The sequence below is a fragment of the Pantoea sp. JGM49 genome, assembly GCF_018257655.1.
Taxonomy (GTDB): Bacteria; Pseudomonadota; Gammaproteobacteria; order Enterobacterales; family Enterobacteriaceae; genus Pantoea; species Pantoea communis.
On the sequence record NZ_JAERJM010000050.1, the window covers coordinates 1 to 516 of the forward strand.

Consider the following 516-nt stretch of genomic DNA (forward strand, 5'->3'; position numbering starts at 1 on the left):
GCCGGTCCTCATAGTCTTTACGGGATATAGCGGCCAGCATACCCAGCATCATGGCATTGATGGCTTTGAGCATGCTGTGTGTGAAGCTGTCGGTTACTGAGTTGTTCAGGGCAAGGTAGCTGGTAGGGAGATCGAGGCTGACGACTGACAGCTGTTTGTCAGCAATCTGCTTACGCAGTATGTTCCACCCTTCATCATCGAGCCTTGAAAGTCGGTCAACCTGTTCAATGAGAATAACGTCACCTGGCTCTGCGTCATCGAGTAGACGGAGTAGCTCAGGCCGGTTCATCGTTGTGCCCGAAATATTGTCAACATACCAGTCGGCAACACGCTTGTTGTGCATCAGGGCAAAATCCCTGAGTGCTTTCTTTGCTCGTGTAGCATCCTGTTCTGAGGTAGATGCGCGGAGATAGCCGAAAACGTACATCTGAACTCCAAAAGAATCATTTAGGGGGTATTTCTAGTTTGGGTATCACATAGGTGGTTCCATATGCGAGATGAGACATGAAAAACGGT

The 516-nt window shown here is 49.2% G+C and carries 1 protein-coding gene; it reads right to left on the reverse strand.

The genetic code is table 11. The features are described 5' to 3' along the window. Positions 1-427 (reverse strand): recombinase family protein (locus JK231_RS25410; RefSeq protein ID WP_211729921.1); only part of this gene is annotated, 427 nt, incomplete at its 3' end. Between the last annotated feature and the right edge of the window lie 89 nt (positions 428-516).